The sequence below is a fragment of the Shewanella sp. GJ50-10 genome (genome assembly GCF_055808815.1).
The window spans coordinates 1,912,877-1,929,604 of sequence record NZ_JBVVSS010000001.1 but is presented as its reverse complement, the minus strand read 5'-3'; the positions used below and the strand labels follow the sequence as shown (position 1 = coordinate 1,929,604).

The 16,728-nt window shown below is 39.1% G+C and carries 13 protein-coding genes; 7 read left to right on the top strand and 6 right to left on the bottom strand.

The features are described 5' to 3' along the window. Positions 1 to 549: 549 nt before the first annotated feature. The 6 genes from ruvB to AC0L4E_RS07970 form a co-directional block, all read right to left on the bottom strand. Entirely contained in the window at positions 550 to 1,557 is a 1,008-nt protein-coding gene (ruvB, locus tag AC0L4E_RS07995) for a Holliday junction branch migration DNA helicase RuvB (protein WP_473678755.1), read from the bottom strand. Between the two features lie 10 nt (positions 1,558 to 1,567). Beyond that, the gene (gene ruvA, locus AC0L4E_RS07990; RefSeq protein ID WP_473678754.1) at positions 1,568 to 2,185 is read right to left on the bottom strand and encodes a Holliday junction branch migration protein RuvA; all 618 of its coding nucleotides are present in this window, start codon (positions 2,183 to 2,185) and stop codon (positions 1,568 to 1,570) included. Continuing rightward, positions 2,182 to 2,703, bottom strand: coding sequence for a crossover junction endodeoxyribonuclease RuvC (gene ruvC, locus AC0L4E_RS07985; RefSeq protein ID WP_102526060.1), 522 nt, complete (start codon positions 2,701 to 2,703; stop codon positions 2,182 to 2,184). The genes ruvA and ruvC overlap by 4 nt, the downstream gene beginning before the upstream one ends. Positions 2,704 to 2,726: 23 nt before the next feature. Further along, complete coding sequence (locus AC0L4E_RS07980) at positions 2,727 to 3,473, bottom strand: YebC/PmpR family DNA-binding transcriptional regulator (protein ID WP_473678753.1); 747 nt, start codon at positions 3,471 to 3,473, stop codon at positions 2,727 to 2,729. 127 nt (positions 3,474 to 3,600) lie between these two features. Beyond that, positions 3,601 to 5,382 carry an aspartate--tRNA ligase gene (gene aspS / locus AC0L4E_RS07975; RefSeq protein ID WP_473678752.1) on the bottom strand — a complete coding sequence of 594 codons (1,782 nt, stop codon included), beginning with the start codon at positions 5,380 to 5,382 and terminating at the stop codon, positions 3,601 to 3,603. A 259-nt stretch (positions 5,383 to 5,641) separates the two neighbouring features. Further along, the gene (locus AC0L4E_RS07970; protein WP_473678751.1) at positions 5,642 to 8,473 is read right to left on the bottom strand and encodes a diguanylate cyclase domain-containing protein; all 2,832 of its coding nucleotides are present in this window, start codon (positions 8,471 to 8,473) and stop codon (positions 5,642 to 5,644) included. 305 nt (positions 8,474 to 8,778) lie between these two features. Here AC0L4E_RS07970 and cmoA point away from each other — a divergent pair, with 305 nt between their 5' ends. From cmoA to AC0L4E_RS07935, 7 genes are all read left to right on the top strand, one after another. Beyond that, positions 8,779 to 9,510: a carboxy-S-adenosyl-L-methionine synthase CmoA gene (gene cmoA / locus AC0L4E_RS07965; protein ID WP_473678750.1), complete on the top strand. Its 732-nt coding sequence runs from the start codon at positions 8,779 to 8,781 to the stop codon at positions 9,508 to 9,510. Continuing rightward, complete coding sequence (gene cmoB, locus AC0L4E_RS07960; RefSeq protein WP_473678749.1) at positions 9,507 to 10,499, top strand: tRNA 5-methoxyuridine(34)/uridine 5-oxyacetic acid(34) synthase CmoB; 993 nt, start codon at positions 9,507 to 9,509, stop codon at positions 10,497 to 10,499. Before cmoA ends, cmoB begins: the two co-directional genes overlap by 4 nt. A 78-nt stretch (positions 10,500 to 10,577) precedes the next feature. After that, on the top strand, positions 10,578 to 11,342 hold the full coding sequence (locus tag AC0L4E_RS07955) for an ATP-dependent zinc protease family protein (protein WP_473678748.1): 765 nt from the start codon (positions 10,578 to 10,580) through the stop codon (positions 11,340 to 11,342). A gap of 8 nt (positions 11,343 to 11,350) precedes the next feature. Continuing rightward, a complete protein-coding gene (locus AC0L4E_RS07950) occupies positions 11,351 to 12,862 on the top strand; it encodes an inactive transglutaminase family protein (protein ID WP_473678747.1) in 1,512 nt (503 codons plus the stop codon). Next, entirely contained in the window at positions 12,862 to 13,821 is a 960-nt protein-coding gene (locus tag AC0L4E_RS07945) for an alpha-L-glutamate ligase-like protein (protein WP_220754306.1), read from the top strand. The genes AC0L4E_RS07950 and AC0L4E_RS07945 overlap by 1 nt, the downstream gene beginning before the upstream one ends. Further along, the gene (locus tag AC0L4E_RS07940; RefSeq protein ID WP_473678746.1) at positions 13,784 to 15,526 is read left to right on the top strand and encodes a hypothetical protein; all 1,743 of its coding nucleotides are present in this window, start codon (positions 13,784 to 13,786) and stop codon (positions 15,524 to 15,526) included. Before AC0L4E_RS07945 ends, AC0L4E_RS07940 begins: the two co-directional genes overlap by 38 nt. Next, on the top strand, positions 15,504 to 16,634 hold the full coding sequence (locus AC0L4E_RS07935) for a DUF3541 domain-containing protein (protein ID WP_473678745.1): 1,131 nt from the start codon (positions 15,504 to 15,506) through the stop codon (positions 16,632 to 16,634). The genes AC0L4E_RS07940 and AC0L4E_RS07935 overlap by 23 nt, the downstream gene beginning before the upstream one ends. Positions 16,635 to 16,728 lie beyond the last annotated feature (94 nt).

Here is a 16,728-nt window from a genome sequence, read left to right as displayed (position 1 = left end):
CAAAACATTATTAATTTAATATTTCAGTTGAATAAACTAGCTAAACACCATTCATGCAGAGTTATTACCTAGTTCACAAATAACATTTTTAAAACTTACCTAAACGCAAAAGTGTGACATAGATCACATAAATATATTGAACCTTGATTATGTTAATTCAAATATCTTCAGTTTTGGTTCAGGTTTTATGTTTTTTACAATTTATAACACTGAAACCTAGGCTAGTACTGAGATAGAGTGATTTAGTATTTATTGATGTTTAATTGTCCAATTAAAATAGCAACAATTAACGGTGATTATTTTACGGCAGTTGTTTTATATAAGGTCTTTTATAAGAGAACATTAAGCAATAAATGCTTACATCACTGAAACAAACAAAGAGCAATACACATTTAATTAACAATTGGTGGTTTTTTAAAAATAACTAAATAAAGTTTAACTTATGATAAATGTTAATATTCTGATTAATTCAAGTTTGAATAGATATTCATTTTATTTAGGCAATAAAAAAGGAAAGACTATGCTTTCCTTATTTATATCATTAACAATTTATTCTGCAGGCTTGATGATATCGAAATGTTGATATGCTCTATCTGTCGCAATCCGTCCTCTTGGCGTACGTTGAATAAAGCCTTGTTGAATAAGAAATGGCTCTAAAACATCTTCAATAGTTTCTCTATCTTCACCAATGGCAGCAGCTAAGTTGTCTAATCCAACTGGGCCGCCCATAAATTTATCAATGATAGCCAGTAATAGTTTTCTGTCTAAATAGTCAAAACCTTCTAAGTCGACATCTAATAAGTCCAATGCCTTTTGTGCGACTTCTTCGGTCACAAAGCCATCGTGCTTCACTTCTGCGTAATCTCGAACGCGTCTAAGAAGACGGTTGGCGATTCTTGGTGTGCCTCGCGAACGTTTTGCGATTTCAAACGCCCCAGCTTCATCAATTGGCAGCTCCATTACTTTCGCTGAACGTTTGACAATAGTGCACAGGTCTTTGACGTTATAAAACTCTAAACGCAGAGGAATACCAAACCTTGCTCGTAGTGGCGATGTTAATGCACCCGCACGAGTGGTAGCGCCAATCAAAGAAAATGGCGGCAAGTCTAGCTTAATAGAACGAGCTGCTGGTCCTTCACCAATCATGATATCTAATTGGTAATCTTCCATCGCAGGGTAAAGGATTTCTTCAACCACAGGACTCAATCGATGAATTTCATCAATAAAGAGTACATCACCGTGTTCAAGGTTAGTCAGTAACGCTGCTAAATCCCCTGCTTTTTCAAGTACTGGACCAGACGTGGATTTAATATTGACGCCCATTTCATTAGCCACAATCATGGCTAATGTTGTTTTACCAAGTCCTGGAGGGCCAAAAATAAGCATATGATCGAGTGCTTCTTCACGCTTTAGCGCTGCCTCAATAAACACTTTTAGCTGAGCACGAGTATCATCTTGCCCAGTATAATCCTCCAACATCTTAGGGCGCATGGCTCTATCAATATGAACTTCTTGTTCAAATTCTTGTGGTTGGATTAAACGATCCGCTTCTATCATTGTGGCCTCTTTATAACATCGACTTCAATGAGGCTTTAATTAACACCTCACTTGTCATTCCTTCGCTATAAGCACTTAATACAGCTTTACTGGCTTGAGCAGGTTTATAACCTAATGCAATCAAGGCAGCAATGGCATCTTCTTCTGCATTATTTTCAACAACTGCCGGCTTATAATTACTTTGTAGAGCAAATTCACGCTCAGAACCAACTGAGGCTTCTAGTAAACTTTTCAACTTATCACGCATTTCAACCACTAAGCGCTCAGCCGTTTTCTTACCAACACCTGGCAATTTGACTAACGTCACTATGTCATCTCGTTCGACACAATTAACAAACTCACTAGCCGTCATGCCCGATAAAATGGTTAACGCAAGTTTAGGGCCTACACCGTTAGTTTTAATTAGAAGGCGAAACAGAGCACGTTCTTGCTTAGTGATAAACCCATAAAGAAGCTGTGCGTCTTCACGCACCACAAAGTGGGTATAGAGCATTGCTGATTGATTGAGCTCTGGAAGCTCATAAAAGCTGGTCATCGGTACTTGTAGCTCATACCCAACGCCATTTACATCTAATACTATTTCAGGTGCTTGTTTTTCAACAACCAGCCCGTTTAATCTTCCTATCATTTATATCGTCCATATGTGCGGCTTTGGGCTTTTCCGCCCATTGCAATTAAACTTTGGAAAGTATGATTATGACAAACTGCGACACCTAAAGCATCGGCGGCATCTGCTTGTGGGGCAGCCGGTAACTTAAATATTTGTTGGATCATATGCTGAACTTGGGTTTTCTGCGCGCGGCCCGTACCCACCACTGCACTTTTAATTTGAGTCGCACTGTATTCAGCAACAGGTAAACCAGCATTCATTGCAGCAACGATTGCAACGCCTCGTGCTTGGCCTAATTTAAGCGCTGAATCGGCATTTTTGGCCATAAATACGCGCTCAATAGCAAATTGATCAGGTTGATACTGTTTAATAATTTCAGTTACACCATCAAAAACCTGTTTCAATCTGGTTGGTAAATCATCTGCAGACGTTCGAATACAACCGCTGCCAAGGTACCTTTGTTGCCTACCCTGACATTGAATGACACCATAACCTGTGATCCGTGAACCTGGATCAATTCCTAAGATGATTGTCATCGCTTTAGGTTTCCTTGGAACAATTATTCAAGGCTTTCCATCACTTCATCTGAGATTTCTGCATTATGATATACCTCTTGAACATCATCATGATCTTCAAGGTTATCAATCAAACGCATAAACTTAGCAGCGGTATCGGCATCGAGCTCGGCCTTAGTACCTGCAATCATGGTAACTTCTGCGTTAATGGCTTCAAAACCACCAGCATCCAGTGCATCTTTTACACTACCAAAAGCATCTGGTGTGGTGAACACATCAAATGCGCCATTTTCATGAGTAACAACATCTTCTGCACCCGCTTCAAGTGCGGCATCCATTAATTCATCTTCATCAACATCAGCATTGTAAGAAATTACCCCTGACTTTGTGAACATATAAGCTACTGAACCATCAGTACCTAAATTGCCACCTGACTTACTAAAAGCATTACGTACACCAGATACGGTTCTATTTTTATTATCTGTCATGGTTTCGACCATCACCGCAGTTCCGCCTGGACCATAACCTTCATAAATAATGGTATCTAGCTGCTGGCCATCAAGTTCACCAGCACCGCGTTTAACAGCACGTTCTACCGTGTCACGGGTCATATTATTTGATAATGCTTTATCGATGGCAGCACGTAAACGTGGATTTGCATCAGGATCAGAACCACCCTCGCGGGCTGAAACGGTTAATTCTCGGATAAACTTACTGAATAGCTTGCCTCGTTTTGCATCTTGAGCAGCTTTACGATGTTTAATGTTGTCCCATTTACTGTGACCAGCCATGGCAACTCCTTGAGTAGATTTCAGTGTTATTTTAGGCTACATAAAAACAGACCGAGGCAAAAGCCTCGGTATGTGGGTTAACGCTTATTGTACAAACCTAACAGGTTTGCAAATGGAGTAGTTAACATTACTCGTCAGCAGCAGGCTTTTCTTGAGGGATAACGCTAATCCCTAAATCAACTAATTGCTGAGGATTGGCAAAGCCAGGCGCATTTGTTAATGGACAAGCCGCGGTAGTTGTTTTCGGGAATGCCATCACATCTCGAATAGAACTAGCCCCTGTCATTAACATGATAATACGGTCTAAACCGAATGCTAAACCTGCGTGTGGCGGTGTACCGTAACGTAATGCTTCTAGTAGGAAACCAAACTTCTCGTTTGCTTCTTTATCATCAATACCAAGAATACGGAAAACTGCACTTTGCATATCAGCATTATGGATACGAACTGAACCACCACCTAACTCACAACCATTTAATACCATGTCGTAAGCATCTGAGATTGCCGCACCAGGATTGGCTTCAAGTTCTTCAGCCGTTACGCCGCGAGGAGCAGTAAATGGATGATGAACAGCGTGGTAACCACCGTTGATTTTTTCAAACATTGGGAAGTCTACAACCCACATTGGGCGCCACTCACCTTCAAGTAATTCGAAATCTTCACCTGCTTTAAGACGCAATGCACCCATAGCTTCAGCGACGACATTTGCTTTGTCTGCGCCGAATAAGATGATGTCACCTGTTTGTGCATTAGTACGTGCAACAATTTGGTTAACGATGTCTTCATTTAAGAATTTAAGTACTGGAGATTGAATACCTTCAATACCTGCACTTAAATCATTAATCTTCATCCATGCTAAACCTTTAGCACCATAGATACCTGCGTACTTGGTGTAATTGTCGATTTGCTTACGAGATAAAGAAGCACCTGTTGGAATACGAAGTGCTGCAACGCGGCCTTCTTCATCATTTGCAGGGCCACTAAACACTGCAAATTCGACATCTTTTACTAAATCTGCAACGTCCACTAACTCAAGTGGGTTACGCAAGTCTGGCTTATCTGAACCATAACGTGCCATAGCTTCTGCATATGACATACGTGGGAACTCGCCTAAATCAACATTCATTAAATCGTTGAATAAACCGCGAACCATAGTTTCAGTTTTTTCCATGACTTGCTCAGCTGACATGAAAGAAGTTTCGATATCAATTTGAGTAAATTCAGGCTGACGATCAGCACGTAAATCTTCATCACGGAAACATTTTACGATTTGGTAATAGCGATCAAAACCAGACATCATCAATAACTGTTTAAACAGCTGTGGAGATTGTGGTAAAGCAAAGAATTGACCTTTATAAGTACGACTTGGTACTAAATAATCACGAGCACCTTCTGGCGTCGCTTTAGTCAAAATAGGCGTTTCGATATCTAAGAAACCGCTATCGTCTAAGAAACGACGAACAGCGCTAGTGACTTTCGAGCGGAATACTAAACGGTCAGCCATTTCAGGGCGACGTAAATCAAGGTAGCGATATTTTAAACGCTGCTCTTCACTGTTGTTTTGATGGTTGTCCATGCTTAAAGGCAGTGGCGCAGAAGTATTGATAATGGTTAGGTCTTGGCCTAACACTTCAATTTCGCCAGTTTTCATTTGTGCATTGATTTGACTGTCAGGTCTTGCACGTACTAAACCTTTAACTTGTACGCAAAACTCACCACGTAAGCTGCTCGCTACTTTGAAAACGTCTTCCAAGTCTGGATCGTAAACAACTTGAACAATCCCTTCTCTGTCACGAAGATCTAAAAATATTACACCACCTAAATCGCGGCTACGGTTAACCCAACCGACTAAGGTGACTTCTTGACCAAGATGAGACTTATTAACGTCTCCACAATAATGACTGCGCATTTATCTCTACCCTTTATTCGGAAATAGGTGTCTAAAAAACTATTTAATTTGGCATTATATTAAAATAATGCAGGCAACTATAGCACTTATAATACGTCAAAAACGTGATTATTAAACGAGTGCTACATTTTTGCATGGAAGTATCAATTAGTTTACTGCAATTGAACAGGCTTTAGGGAAAGTTACCTTTATAACCGAGTAAAAAAACAGCAAATAATAAGATTTAATGTATTTAACTAGATTAAATCCCTTTGGTTAGTTAAAAGCTGTGCTTATCTCCACCTTGCTTTTTCACTTTATACATTTTTTTATCTGCACTTTGCAGTAAAGCAATGGCGTCATCGCCATCATCAGGATAGACGGCAATACCGATACTAGCTGATGCGGTTAAGGTGATTCCATCGACTAAAAACGGGTCAGATAACACCTTAATGATATTATCAGCAACTTTAGCTGCACACTCTGCGCTTTCAACTTTATTAAGTAAGATAACAAACTCATCACCACCAAAACGCGAAACAGTATCTGATTTACGCACAACCGACTTTAATGCCGATGCAATGTGAATTAGCAAACTATCGCCAATATGGTGCCCGTATTGATCATTTACATTTTTGAATTTATCTAAATCAATAAACAACAAAGCAAATTTAACTTGTTCACGTTCATGCGCTTTCACTGCACATGCCAATCTGTCATCTAGTAAACCGCGGTTTGGTAATTGAGTTACCGGATCATGCTCTGCAACAAACTTAATTTTTTTCTCTGCATTTTTACGAAGCGCTATTTCTAATTTAAGGCGTTTATTAGCTAAAAATACCGCAAAGGTAATCACACTAATAATCAGTAAGCCCAGTAAAACAATTTTGAACCATTTTTGATATTTATCGGCTTCCGAACGTAAGTCTACTGCAACCCACTTTTGATACATTTGCTGTTGCTTTGTCTCATCGATAGTTTCGATTGCGCGATTAAGTAATGGAACCAGCTCTTTTAGTTTTGGATAAACTCCAATATGACTTCTTTGTTCAGTTAAATCAGCTACTAAAGCCATTTTTAAATCAGGAAACTCACCTTCGTTTAATGCATAGGCAAGCGTGACAACTTGTTCAATGAATAAATCAACATTACCGGACGAAACGGCTTCTAAGCCTTTTTGTGTACTGTCGACAAGAACAATCTCAAGCCCTGGGAATTGCTGCTGCAACAAGTTAATCAAGTTATAACCTTTTACTACCGCAATCCGTTTACCATTATATTGGCTAAGGTTGAATAACGGTTGTTGGGTCAAACTGGTGGCAATCGCCCACGGTGAAGGCCAATAGCCTTCTGTAAATTCAAGAGAGGGTTCGCGATTTTTATTCTTCGCCATGCTGCCGACTAAATGAATACTACCGTTTTTTAAGTCTTTATTGAGCCTGTCCCAGTTTTGATAAGCAACTGGGATGATGTCAATATTTAATTGGTCAGTGATTATTTCGATGACTTCTTTATTAATGCCAGAAAACTCACCCAATTCATTTTGATATTCCATTGGCGCCCATTGCGTTAAGTAACCCAACTTGATCGCCCCTAAAGAATCTAAGTATTTCTTCTCTTTATTACTGATGTAAATTTGCTTATCTACTGTAGAGAATGTTCTATCAGCTTTATTTAATAGCCACTTCTGTTCAAGTTTAGCCATTTCAAAATCACTGATTAGTTTAAAACCATTGGCAATACGCTCTGCCAGTTCAGCGTCTTCAACTCTTGTGAGGTTATAGATTTGAGTATTGAAATCTAACTCATTAAATTGATAAAAGTCAGACCAAGATTTGTGGTGCAGCAAGTAATGAGCTGTATAGGCACTTGATGCCACAAAACCAGCAATATCCCCATCACGACTTGCTTTAATTAGTTGCTCAACAGAGTCATAATATCTAATTTGCGCGTTAGGAAGGACTTTTCTTAGTTCGATAATATATGGAGATGTTGCAAATAAGCCAATGCGTTTACCATCAATTTCGCTGATGTCTTTAATTTCTTTGTTATAGCTGAAGAAACGGCTTTTGACTGAGTAAAAATGGTTTGCTCGATTTAGTCCTGTATTAATTTCTTCACTTTCAGGGTACCCAATATGTACATCAGCATGACCATCTTTAATGAGTTCAATACTTCCATTCATATCACTTGGGATAAAGTCTATTGCAATACCAGTTTTTTCAGACCATAGACGCCATAAATCGACAAATAACCCATGTGGAAAGCCATCTAAACCAATATCTACAAAAGGTTCAACTTTCATTTGCATCGCAATCAGTATGCCATTAGATTCGCGGCGATAGCCAAACCAACGCTTTTCTACTTCATCAATATGATCTACAGAAATTTGTTTGAAGCCTTCATTAATAGTCGGTAACCATGATTGATTCGAGATTAATACTGCAGGTGCTAAGTCTATTTCATTGATTAAAATTCGCGATGATATATGAAAGTTATTAGCTAATTCGAAGTTAATCGGAATTCCTTGGTTATAACCTTGAATCGTCGCGAATGCGTAGAGCTCACCAGCCACAACAGCATCATATAAGGCTTTTTTAGTTTTAAAATCTTTGAATGTCAGATTGGGTTCTATTGCTAGCAAATCATCTTTATGAGAAGTGCCTTCAATAATCCCTATTTTAAATGGCCTAATACCCTCAACAGTTTTTTTATCTGCGATATCTTTATGAAGGTATAAATAAGAATTGAGTGAGGAAACTTTCTCACCATATGAAAATTGTTGCTGTCTTTCGTCTGTAATCGCCATACCAATATGAAGGTCGGCCTTACTATCAGTTAATGCTTGAAGAGACCCTGTCCATTGCATTGGCTCAAAACGCACTTTAATCCCTGTTACAGAGGACCATTCACGCCATAAATCAACCATCACTCCTGCAGCATTACCATTTTCATCAACAAATTGATAAGGATAAGCATCCTCACTCATTGAAATAGTCAGCGATTGGGGGATCGATGATACAGTGGTTATGGAATTGTTCTCATCTGCCACCACAGGCAACGTCATCAAAATAAACAGTAAATAAGTAAAAATAGTGCTAATTAACTTCAAGCCCGTTCCTTTGTGCTAAGTTTTGAATGAAACATCATTCTATTAGTCGTTATTTGTTTAATTTGTTCTTAACTACTCACCTTTAACCAGTTGTCACTTTGTTAACTGAACATAGGTTTGTTTGTAAATGATTTTAATTTTTTGTTCATCATACCGATTTATATCGGCCATTTAACCAACTAGATTAAATTTTTACCCTAATTTAAGTAAATAAACAAAATAAAACAAAAAATACCAATAGGATACTTGCTGCTATTTGCTAGGATTGGCTAAAATGAAGCTATGATTTTTTCAAGTTACCTCAGATGAACTCTCAACAAGATACAATATACGCAGCAGCAACTGACAAAATATCCGATTTTCAGTTCGATAATCGGGTTGCAGGTGTGTTTAATGACATGATTAGACGGTCAGTGCCGGGTTACACCCAAATCATTAGTACTATTGGTGACTTCGCCGACCGCTATGTTACGCCCAAATCTAATGTTTATGATTTAGGCAGTTCTCTAGGTTCAGCAACATTAAGTATTCGACGTCAAATAGAGCAACGTCAATGCAGAATTATTGCTGTAGATAACAGTGAATCAATGATATCTCGTTGCCAAGAGAATTTATCTGCCTATGTCAGTGATACTGAAGTAGAACTAATTTGTGGTGACATTAGAGATATTGATGTAACCAATGCCTCAATGGTGGTACTTAATTTCACCCTACAATTTCTTCCCGTACACGACAGAGATCAGTTAATTGCTAAAGTTTATCAAGGTTTACTACCTGGTGGCATATTAGTGATCTCAGAAAAATTAAGGTTTGAAGATAATGTTATTCAAACTTTATTAGATGAACAGCATCTAGATTTCAAACGCGCAAATGGATACAGCGAACTAGAAATCAGCCAAAAACGCAGTGCACTTGAAAATGTTATGCGTCCAGACAGTTTATCCATGCACCAACAACGCTTCACTGACAATGGTTTTAGCCATTCCACAGTGTGGTTTCAATGTTTTAATTTCGCATCAATGGTGGCCATCAAGTGATTAGTTTCAGTTCCTTTTACCAACAAATTGCCGATTCTAGCCTACAGCATTGGCTTGAAGAACTTCCTGCAATTCTTGGGAAATGGCAAAGAGAGCACAAACATGGCAACTTGCCAAAATGGGAAAAAGTACTTAATAAACTACATTACCCAACACCGACCCATATAGATTTATACAACGGTGTGACAATTGGCGACGGCAGTCAGCTAACTGCAGGTCAAACTGAAAAATTACAGAACCTGTTAGGGTTATTCCAACCTTGGCGTAAGGGCCCTTTTTATATCCATGGTATTGAAATTGATACCGAGTGGCGCAGTGACTGGAAGTGGGATCGTGTAAAAGAACACATTTCACCACTAGACAACCGCACAGTATTAGATGTGGGTTGTGGCAGTGGTTATCATATGTGGCGCATGTTAGGTGCTGGCGCAAAACGTGTTGTAGGTATTGACCCTTCACCATTATTTTTATGCCAATTTGAAGCTGTTAAGCGTTTAGCGGGTAATGAGCACCCTGTGCATTTATTACCTTTAGGGATTGAAGAATTACCGCCATTAGATACATTCGACACTGTGTTTTCGATGGGTGTGCTATATCACCGTCGCTCACCTATTGATCATATTCTACAATTACGTGACCAACTTAGAATGGGTGGCGAACTTGTATTGGAAACCTTGGTCATAGATGGTGACGAAAATGCGGTTCTAGTACCTGAAGATCGCTATGGAAAAATGAACAATGTTTGGTTTTTGCCATCAGTAGACGCGCTCATGTTATGGTTGAAAAAGTGCGATTTCACCGATATTCGCTGTGTAGATGTAGATATCACCTCAATGGCAGAGCAAAGGTCAACTCAATGGATGAAGAATGAGTCATTAGTTGATTATCTTGACCCAAATGATGTTAGTTTAACGGTCGAAGGTTACCCAGCGCCAAAGCGCGCAACTATCATTGCCATAAAAAACCAACCGAATCACGATCTAGTTTGATGTTATAACCCTATGAAACTAGTATGTTAAAGTAATAAATCTGAAAGATTAGCTTAGATTATAAAAACAGGAATTGTCATGTTAAAGCAGGTAATTATTTTATCCGTCACCGCCGCGTTAATATCAGGCTGTGCATCAACTGAGAAAGTTACGCCAGTTGGAAGTGAAGAACTGAGTGCTAATCTCGCAGCTTCACAAACTGTCATAATCGATGCGATAAACGCACAATGTGAAAACTCAACAGAAATGCAAAATCTAAGCGCTGAAGTAAACGACCTAAAATTACAAATTACTGACGCATTAGCCAAACAATCTAAAAAAATGAATGACGATGCTGCTGCACTTGCTCAATTAAGTGAGCCGCCACAATGTCCTGAATCAGTTGTTTCTGACAAAATCGTTCTAGGTGAAGTTGAGCATGTATTTGTTGACGAGCTTAAAGCGTCATTTGAAACGCGCATTGATACTGGTGCAGAGTCTTCTTCATTAGATGCTAGAAATATCGTGTTGTTTGAACGTAATGGGGTGCAGTGGGTTAGATTTGATGTCATGACTAATGGCGCAGACCAACCTGGTAATACCTTCGAGCATAAAGTTGAACGCTTTGTTCGCATCAAACAAGACTCTGATATGCCAGATGACCGCCGTCCAGTAATCCATGCTCATTTAAAAATAGGTCAATACGCTGCTGAAACTGACTTGAACTTAACAGACCGTAGTCACTTAGAGTTCCCGTTATTACTTGGTCGTAAATTTATGAAAGACATTGCAGTTGTAGATGTTGGACAGATATACGTTCATGGCAAAAAACCACAAACAGAATCGACTAAAGAAGCTAAATAGGAATTCAAATGCATTCTCGTAAGCCGTTTTTTATCTTTGTTGCCCTACTTTTCATTTCAGGGATAACTGCGAGTATTTATCGCAGTGTTGAACATAACGTACCTTTTTTTCCTGGTGAGCAAGTTCAAAGCTGGTCGGTTGAAGCTAAAGTCATGTTTAATGGTACTAATAAACCCGCTGAAGCCTCACTATCACTACCTCAAGACCCTGCTTTTGATGTATTGGCTGAAAACGCAACTTCTGCGGGTTATGGTTTAAATATCTCTGAAGGAGATGATCGCCGAGCAGTATGGTCAATTCGTGAAGCTTCTGGTAGCCAGTCTTTATACTATCGCGTAACGCTAGTACCTACTGGTCAACTTACAGTTTATGCAGATGAAGAACCTGTGACTCCTGAGCCATATTTATGGCAAGTGACGGAGCGTGGTGCTGCTGAACAAATTATAAATCAAGTTTGGGAGCGAAGCGCCAGTAACATTTCATACGCCCAACAGCTAATGGATGTGATTAACGATAGTAATCAATCGCAAAATATGGCGTTATTATTATCAGTTAACTCGCGTACTCAGCTATTTTTGCAAATGCTGCAATCAAAAGGCGTAGCGGCTAAACAAGTCAGCGGCTTAGTGCTTGAAGATCAACGTCGACGCCAACAGTTAAACCCGTATGTTCAGGTTTATCAGGACGGTGAATGGGTTTTATTTGATGTTGAAAACAACAAACAAGGTCGACCAGAAAACTTAGTGCTTTGGCAACGCAACGGCATGTCAGTACTTGATGTGATTGGCGGTAGTAATTCACAAGTTAACTTCTCGATGCTGCAAGAAACACGCTCTGCTTTAGCCACATCAATCGATATGATGATGAATACTGATTCTGATTCATGGGATTTTTCGCTGTACCAGTTACCACTTGAAGAACAAAGCACCTTTAAAGGGATTTTATTAATTCCAATCGGTGTTTTAGTTGTGGTATTCCTGCGCGTGATTATTGGTATTAAAACATCAGGTACCTTTATGCCAGTGCTTATTGCACTCGCATTTATACAAACCACCTTATTAACGGGTTTAATCGGATTCTTGCTAATCGTCGCGTTTGGCTTAATGATCCGTTCATATTTATCACAGCTCAATCTCTTGCTCATATCCCGAATATCCGCGGTGATTATTGTGGTGATATTTATTATTGGACTGTTTACCTTAATTTCGTACAAGCTTGGTTTGAGCGAAGGATTGACCATTACATTCTTCCCAATGATCATTCTTGCTTGGACCATTGAGCGTATGTCTATTCTATGGGAAGAAGAAGGCCCTAAATCGGTATTTATGTCTGGTGGTGGTAGTTTATTTGTTGCGACATTAGCTTATTTAGCAATGAGCAACTCTTGGATTCAACACTGGGTGTTTAACTTCCTAGGTATTCATTTAGTCATTCTGGCAATGGTATTGGTAATGGGTCAGTACACAGGTTACCGCCTAACAGAACTAAAACGCTTTAAGCCTTTGGCAGAGGAAAAGTAATGAAAAATTACGCTTGGCCTTGGGAATTACGCCGTAACGGTGTATTGAATATGAATAAGCGCAATATCGATTACATTGGCAAGTACAATCAGCGTAAATTTTATAAACGCGTCGATGATAAGCTCATTACTAAGCAATTAGCTTTAGCCAATGATATTGCTGTACCTGACTTAATTGGTGTTGTTGAAGAACAACATAAAATTAATGAAATACCACAAATGGTACTAGGCAGAACCGGCTTTGTTATTAAGCCGGCTAAAGGCTCTGGTGGTAAAGGTATTTTAGTAATAACTCATGTTGAAAACGGCCGTTATTACAAACCGAATGGCGATGAAGTCACCCCAAATGAAGTATATCGGCATGTTTCCAATATCTTAAGTGGCCTTTTCTCACTTGGTGGCATTCCAGATGTTGGCTTGGTTGAAGGCTTAATCGAATTTGATCCTGTGTTCGATGGTTTTAGTTACGAAGGTGTACCGGACATTCGCCTTATCGTATTTAAAGGCTATCCGGTCATGGGGATGCTTCGTTGCTCTACTGCTGCATCTGATGGTAAGGCTAATTTACACCAAGGTGCTGTAGGTGTTGGCTTAGATATTGCCACTGGTAAAAGCTTATATGCAGTGCAATTTGATAAGCCGGTGTTAACTCATCCAGATACCAATTATGAACTGTCACAAATCCAAGTGCCTAACTGGGATGTACTATTACATACTGCATCAAGTGCCTATGAAATGTGTGAGTTAGGTTATTTGGGCACAGATATGGTATTAGACAAAGTACGTGGCCCACTACTATTAGAGCTGAATGCTAGACCAGGATTGGCGATTCAAACAGCAAATGGTAAAGGGATTTTAGGTAGACTAAAACATGTAGAAGGTCTTAAAGGACCGACGTTATCAGTGGAAGAACGCGTCGCATATGCCAAAAAACATTTTTGTAGTAATCCTAACTTTTAGTTTATTGGCAACTGCTCCGGCAGTTGCCAACCCGCTAAACCTATTCATTCAACAATGTCTGCGGTATCAGCCGTCTCTAGCTGAATTAGATTTAAATCAGCCTGTTGCTAAACAGGCTGTTCAATTTGAACAACTCACCTTAGGTTTCAACAATTTTAATGACCGATTAAATTATTATCGTGACTTAGCCGCTAACAGCCAGCGCGAAAGTATTTTAATGTGCCAGTTACATTTAGCTGATGAGCTTCAAGCTTTACTGAAAAATCCTACACTTGAACAATTCATTGATAACCTGTCACAATCACATCCACCCTATTCATCTTTAGCTGCAAAACTTAAATCAATTCAAAATAGACAGCTAGACATTAGCACTAAATCCAAACTACATAATGCTCAAGCCACTATAAGAAGAAACCTAAGCAATAATAATGTCGAACTCGTATTTAACGAGCAAGAATGTCAGTTAGCGTCTTCTAAAAATCAAAATCTAGATGTGAGTCTGGCTAAATACCTTATCTTACAACCCAATGAGCAATGTCGTAAAAGTGCTTGGCTTGCTTATCAATCACGAGCCAAATACAAAAATGCAGCCTCGTTAGGCATCATTAAACAGATTAAACAACCCAACGCAGCACAACATCTAGACACTCATTTATTAGATAATGACGCCTTAATTGATTATTTACAGCAACTCACAAGCAATATCGACGTTGCACCGTGGAATATTGGCCAACATCTTGCGAGTTTACCTCACGATAAATACACTGGTTTCACCTCTGCATACGACTTAATGGAACAAACATTCAAACAATTGGAAGATGTCGGTGTTCGTATAGAGACGATAACTTTGGCTGAAATTCCTCATCAAGAAATCAACCAAGAATTTGATAAAGAATTAAACCAAGCAAATAGTGTTGAACAATCTCGTTTAGAGCCTCTGGTATCATCAGACAAAAAAGCTAGTCAAGCTGTCGAAAACCAAATTTATCGAGTATGGCATCAGCAGCGCTTACTCGGCGAGTTATTTATCTCTCAAGCAACTAAAAACTCTGCACACATAATTCGTTATCCCGTGATTGGACATCAGTTTGGCCAAGCCAGTCTCAGTTACGTTAAAACTATATCCAATCGAAGACAGGCCAATCAATTAATCGATGTCATCGCTGAAGCTATCGCCGGTTTAGCTCGAGGCAATAAGTTTTATTTAAACAACAAGCAGGGTCTAGCAGACAATCATTCACTTGGGCAGCTTTGGTTAGCACAATATATACATCGACAATTCGAGCTTAGTTTATCTGAGCGCGAGCAAGCCGCAATCGATTATCGACAGCAATTGCGTGTTTTTCGCTCTAAAGTGATTTTGGACTTTTATCTTGGTAAACAGATAAACCAACAGCCGCTAACATTAGCGTTTCAACAAAGTTTTAATCAAGAGTGGCAAAGTGCTCAAGATCTAACGTTTAGCTTTAATGGCATTGCTAATGAAGGGATAGATTATTATTTACCTCTTTGGCATCAAAGCCTTGTTAGGATCATTTTTGAAGCAAGTAAACCTACAGTAACAGAACGTCAAGTTTTTGATATTTTTGTAGTTAATGAAGAAAATTTAACCCTAAATGAGCAAATGATCATTATACTTACCCCACCCAATGATCCATCATCAATCATCAGGAGAGCCTTCAATGTTGGCCATTCGCAAATTTAAATCTTTATCGTGCCTTGTAGGTTCAAGCATAGTCGGCTTGTCTCTTGTGGTTACTTCAGCGTCTAGTTTCGCTGAACCAAAACCATCAGCAACACCACTAACACATCAACAAGTTCGAAGTGCGATTCAGCTAAACCTTGAACAAAATATGTATACTCTCCCACCGCGTATTCAAGGCCATTACGGCTTAAGAATGTACCGTATGACGGGGGATGAAAAATACACTAACGCTGCACTTATCGATTTAATTACGATTACTGAACGCCAAAATTACTTTGCTTGTAATATTGATAACCCTAAGTTTATAGAACAGCAAGCTGAGCAAGCTATTAGTGTACTAGGTAAAGGACCTCGTGCTAAAGCACGTAAGAAAGCATTAAAGCCTTTTCCGGAGTTTATTTTTTACAGCGATATTTTACTCCGATACGCCAGCCGTATTGATGAGTTAGGTTTTAATGGACCATGTCATCAACAAATGGTCGACGCTTTAAAGGCTTACGATTTAACACCTGGCTTAACCGACCCTAAAATGATTAAATCTTGGGCTGCTCAGCTTATTAATTATGCTTATTGGGCAGAACAGCTTGAAGTTGGTAGCTACGTTGAAGATTACAAAAAAGCCTTTATTGCAGCTTACCCGAATGACAAAGACAGTGAACTAGACAAAAAACAATTCCAAAATAAATTGTATGGCATGACGCACTTTATTTTTGCTGCAAGTGGCTATTACCAACAAGAAGTTAGCGCGAAAGAGTTTAAATGGATCTTAGATTACTTTGATAACAACATCGACCGTATTCTAAAGGACGCAACCGATGACATTATTTCTGAAGTGGGGATCAGTTTTTATTTAACAGGTTTGCGAGATCACCCTGTGATTACAAAGACCCAAAATCATATTGCAGCTTCGTTTGATCCTGAACATCAGATAATTCCATCGCCTAGAGGGAATCCAGATATGGTGATGGGCGAGCACAGAAATGTTCTAGCGATGATGCTTTTAGACTGGCCTGAAACTCTTCACAAAGGCCCTTACCTTGCTGAAACCAAAGCGACAATGAAATACTTGCCTGTTCAAGTAACCCCTAAAAAGACTGATAAAAAGTAAATGACTAAGGGCGTAATGCTTATTACGCCCTCTTTCTTATCAACTAAAACTAGCTTGATTTAATTGTTTAACGATATTATCTATCAGCTTCCCT

Bases quoted from the DNA above. Each gene is read 5' to 3' on its own strand.
- ruvB (WP_473678755.1), bottom strand. From the start codon at position 1,557: ATGATAGAAGCGGATCGTTTAATCCAACCACAAGAATTTGAACAAGAA.
- ruvA (WP_473678754.1), bottom strand. From the start codon at position 2,185: ATGATAGGAAGATTAAACGGGCTGGTTGTTGAAAAACAAGCACCTGAA.
- ruvC (WP_102526060.1), bottom strand. From the start codon at position 2,703: ATGACAATCATCTTAGGAATTGATCCAGGTTCACGGATCACAGGTTAT.
- AC0L4E_RS07980 (WP_473678753.1), bottom strand. From the start codon at position 3,473: ATGGCTGGTCACAGTAAATGGGACAACATTAAACATCGTAAAGCTGCT.
- aspS (WP_473678752.1), bottom strand. From the start codon at position 5,382: ATGCGCAGTCATTATTGTGGAGACGTTAATAAGTCTCATCTTGGTCAA.
- cmoA (WP_473678750.1), top strand. From the start codon at position 8,779: ATGAACTCTCAACAAGATACAATATACGCAGCAGCAACTGACAAAATA.
- AC0L4E_RS07955 (WP_473678748.1), top strand. From the start codon at position 10,578: ATGTTAAAGCAGGTAATTATTTTATCCGTCACCGCCGCGTTAATATCA.
- AC0L4E_RS07950 (WP_473678747.1), top strand. From the start codon at position 11,351: ATGCATTCTCGTAAGCCGTTTTTTATCTTTGTTGCCCTACTTTTCATT.
- AC0L4E_RS07945 (WP_220754306.1), top strand. From the start codon at position 12,862: ATGAAAAATTACGCTTGGCCTTGGGAATTACGCCGTAACGGTGTATTG.
- AC0L4E_RS07940 (WP_473678746.1), top strand. From the start codon at position 13,784: ATGCCAAAAAACATTTTTGTAGTAATCCTAACTTTTAGTTTATTGGCA.
- AC0L4E_RS07935 (WP_473678745.1), top strand. From the start codon at position 15,504: ATGTTGGCCATTCGCAAATTTAAATCTTTATCGTGCCTTGTAGGTTCA.